Raw genomic sequence first — 3466 nt, forward strand, 5'->3', positions numbered from 1 at the left:
CAGACCTGGCTTGAAGAAAGACGTCCACCATATTTTTTAAATGGTTCAGCAGCATAACCCATAGCCAATATACAGCAAACATCTACTTGCTCTGGAATATTAAATGCTGCTTTAACTTGAGATGTAATAAATCCTTCGAGAGGACAACTATCAACCCCAAAACTACTAGAAACAACCATAATTTGAGCTACTGCTAACATTACTTGCCTATTTATCCAAGCTTCCATAGACTCAAAAGAAGAAGGATTTTTAAACATTTTAGGAATTGAATTTCGCATATAATCTGCATAATTATCATTGATAGCTTCATGCTTTTTACCCAACTCAATTATAGATTCTATATACTCCGGTTTAGATACATGGCGATCGCCACAACAAATCAAAACTACTGGAGCTTCTTCTACCTGGCGTTGATTAAAAGCACAAGCCTTAAGTCGTTCTTTATTCTGTTGTTCTTTAACTACAATAAAACGCCAAGGTTGTAAATTAAAACCAGAGGGAGCCATCATACCCAGACGTAAAATTTCTTCCAGGATTACATTAGGAATTGAATCTTTACTAAATGCACGAGCAGAACGACGTTTCTCAATAGCTTGCTTTAAATTAATACTAGGTTCCATAAAATCAAAATATAATTTGTAGTTGGATTTTTTTATTTATTATTGAACTATAGTTTTTCTCTTTTCAGGTGTGAAACTAACATTTATAGGAAAATGGAATAGGAGGAGTTTATACATAAACATTTAGCTGTCAGCTATCAGTTATCAGCCATCAGTCATCAGCTATTGCTTTTAGTTTTAGATAAAAGCTTTATTGATTAAGTCAGAATTTATACTTACTATAAAAGCTGGCTGAAATAGTCTTTTTTCATTAAAACCTTCTATCTTTGATGAGAGCTGACAGTTAATAGCTAAATCCTTGCGTTTATACATAATAGTAATCCTAAATTAGTTGTGACAATTTTTATAGTAGTTAATTTAAACTTAAAACCTTTAAAATTATTACTCGGTCCTCCTGAGTGCCACTAATAATATTACAACTTAAATAAGATTGCCATAGAAATTGTTTAGTGCTGCTATATTCAGTAGTTATTATGTTTCCCAATATTTAAAAATACCATATAAAGTTATAGAAGCATAAACATGGGAAATAGGAAATAAATTAATATTAATTTTATCTAATTGTTCTTCATATTACATAATCTTGAGTCCTAACTATACCAAACCCAACTCTCGTTTCAATAAATTAATCGACTCTGTACCAATGTAATTTTCACAGCAGATAATTTGTGGCGGGCGAATAATATCTGCTCTGTTTTTTTGTACAGCAGTTCTAACTTTAGCATCACTAAACTTGTCACAAATAATTATTTTAGCTGCCCGTACCATAGCATCAATTTTGTGGGTTTCTTCCTGTTGAGCAGTCATGACATTTACGTCATTTCCACGCAAGCTGTAAATAATTACCTCTGCAGCTTTTAGTAGACCAAAACTGAGACTAACTATACCAAAGTAACTTCCCTGAGATAAATTATTGACCAATTTGAATTCTTGAGCATAATCATATATATCAATTGGAATAACTCTTACAGATTGAGGAGCAGCTATTTTTTCAGCTCGTCCAATGAAATATCGGTTTGTAACAACCGTTCCAGAAGATATTTCATCTATAACTCTACCTAGTTCTTCTAAAGGAACTACTTGTACAGAAATATTAAGAGCTTGTTCCAACTCTTTAGCCATTAAGTGTCCAATACCAATATCATTAGAGGGAGCTGTAACTAATACCCTGGCACTACAACGCAGTCGCCAGTCAATCTCAGTGAGGAACATTTCTCTAGCTTCATTCAGACTACAGCCTTGGGAGAGTAGTTCATCCAATCCACCCTTGACCACATTACTAGCGTGGGGATACTTTTCATAAATGGGAGACTTTAACTTTGAACCTCCCTCATTTCCTTGTGCTTTAACATAAATACCGGAACCTGCTTGAGCTTCCACAAGACCAGTATCTTCAAGTTGACGATATACCTTACTTATAGTGTTGCGATGTAAACCAGTTTGCATCGCAAGTTGTCGAGTACTAGGTAGTCGATGGCCAGGAGGAAACTTTCGGGAAGCGATGGCGAACCTAATTTGATTAAATAATTGGTTTGATGCAGGAATATCACTATCTGCCTTAATCTGAAAATTAACCATAGTAGAAAAAACTGCTGCTCAGAAATAAATTTTCATGCTCTAATTTTAGTTTTTGTTTTGTCAATAACTCAGTCATATTAAATCTTTTAATTAAATTGATATTAATGACTTGAGCAATTATTATGTATTTTGAACAATCGACTAGATAGCATCTAGTTTTGAATAAGGCTTTAGATAAATTTTTCACATCTAAATACCTACAACCTGCGACCCAATACCTTCGGAGTGTAGAAACTATATGACAGAATTAAAAATTCGTACAGGCTATATTCAAGTCCCCAACGGAGACCTAGAAATAGCTTCCTATCTAGCACAACCAGTAGAAGAAAATATATTTCCAGCAGTCGTAGTAATTCAAGAAATATTTGGAGTAAATGCCCATATTCGAGAAGTAACAGAAAAATTTGCCAAAGAAGGTTATGTAGCGATCGCTCCCTCAATCTACCAACGTCAAGCGCCCGGCTTTGAAGTGGGCTATACTGAGGAAAATGTTAAGCTGGGTCGCAAGTATAAAGAACAAACCAAAGCCTCAGAACTACTAAGTGATATTCAAGCTACTATAAATTATCTCAAAACCCTACCGACTGTTAAAGCAGATAAGTTTGGTTGTATTGGTTTCTGTTTTGGAGGCCATGTGAGCTATTTAGCAGCAACTTTACCAGAAATTCAAGCAACAGCTTCTTTCTATGGAGCTGGCATTACTACTGGTACTCCCGGTGGTGGTACTCCTACTGTTACCCTCACTCCTAAAATTAGTGGTACGATATACGGCTTCTTTGGCACAGAAGATCCTTTAATTCCTATAGAACAGATAGACCAAATAGAGGCAGAATTACAGAAACATCAAATTAAACATCAAGTATTTCGTTATCCAGCAGACCACGGTTTCTTTTGTGACCATCGTAGTAGTTACAATGCTGAAGCTGCTGCTGATGCTTGGGTTAAGACAACGCAAATGTTTAGTCAAGAATTGTAAAGAAAAAAGCTATATTTAAAGTAATAATTTAACTTTTAACTTTTGACTTCCGTGTAGTGGCACAAATATTTTTTTATTGTATTTGACACTCCGTGGGATAAATCCACATGGATTCTTAAGGGTAATAAATTTGCCTGGATCAATCCACGTCAAATTTTACCCTTAATGGCATAGCCAAAGATGCCTCTAGTCTGTCCGGGATAAACCCATTCAGTTTACTTTTGATTCCAATATTTGCAGCACCATTACAGTCAGCATTGATCAATTTTCCTTTCTTAGTTTTATACAAACC

Annotated in this window: 4 protein-coding genes; 1 reads left to right on the forward strand and 3 read right to left on the reverse strand. The window is 34.9% G+C overall.

Annotation, left to right across the window (positions count from 1 at the left end; translation table 11 throughout):
• The 3 genes from AC3DU7_RS28955 to AC3DU7_RS28965 all read right to left on the reverse strand — a co-directional run.
• A partial coding sequence (locus AC3DU7_RS28955) for a nitroreductase family protein (protein WP_488042713.1) occupies nt 1-620 on the reverse strand: 620 nt, incomplete at its 3' end.
• A 177-nt stretch (nt 621-797) separates the two neighbouring features.
• Nucleotides 798-932, reverse strand: a complete 135-nt coding sequence (locus AC3DU7_RS28960) for a hypothetical protein (protein WP_488042714.1) — start codon at nt 930-932, stop codon at nt 798-800.
• A 282-nt stretch (nt 933-1214) separates the two neighbouring features.
• A complete protein-coding gene (locus AC3DU7_RS28965; protein ID WP_488042715.1) occupies nt 1215-2198 on the reverse strand; it encodes a GntR family transcriptional regulator in 984 nt (327 codons plus the stop codon).
• Between the two features lie 238 nt (nt 2199-2436).
• On the opposite strand from AC3DU7_RS28965, the gene AC3DU7_RS28970 reads away from it, so the two are divergent.
• Nucleotides 2437-3174: a dienelactone hydrolase family protein gene (locus AC3DU7_RS28970; protein WP_488042716.1), complete on the forward strand. Its 738-nt coding sequence runs from the start codon at nt 2437-2439 to the stop codon at nt 3172-3174.
• Nucleotides 3175-3466 lie beyond the last annotated feature (292 nt).

This window comes from Okeania sp., from assembly GCF_983059655.1.

What these genes read in the sequence shown, in the direction of transcription:
- AC3DU7_RS28960 (WP_488042714.1), bottom strand. Translation starts at nt 932, where the DNA reads ATGTATAAACGCAAGGATTTAGCTATTAACTGTCAGCTCTCATCAAAG.
- AC3DU7_RS28965 (WP_488042715.1), bottom strand. Translation starts at nt 2,198, where the DNA reads ATGGTTAATTTTCAGATTAAGGCAGATAGTGATATTCCTGCATCAAAC.
- AC3DU7_RS28970 (WP_488042716.1), top strand. Translation starts at nt 2,437, where the DNA reads ATGACAGAATTAAAAATTCGTACAGGCTATATTCAAGTCCCCAACGGA.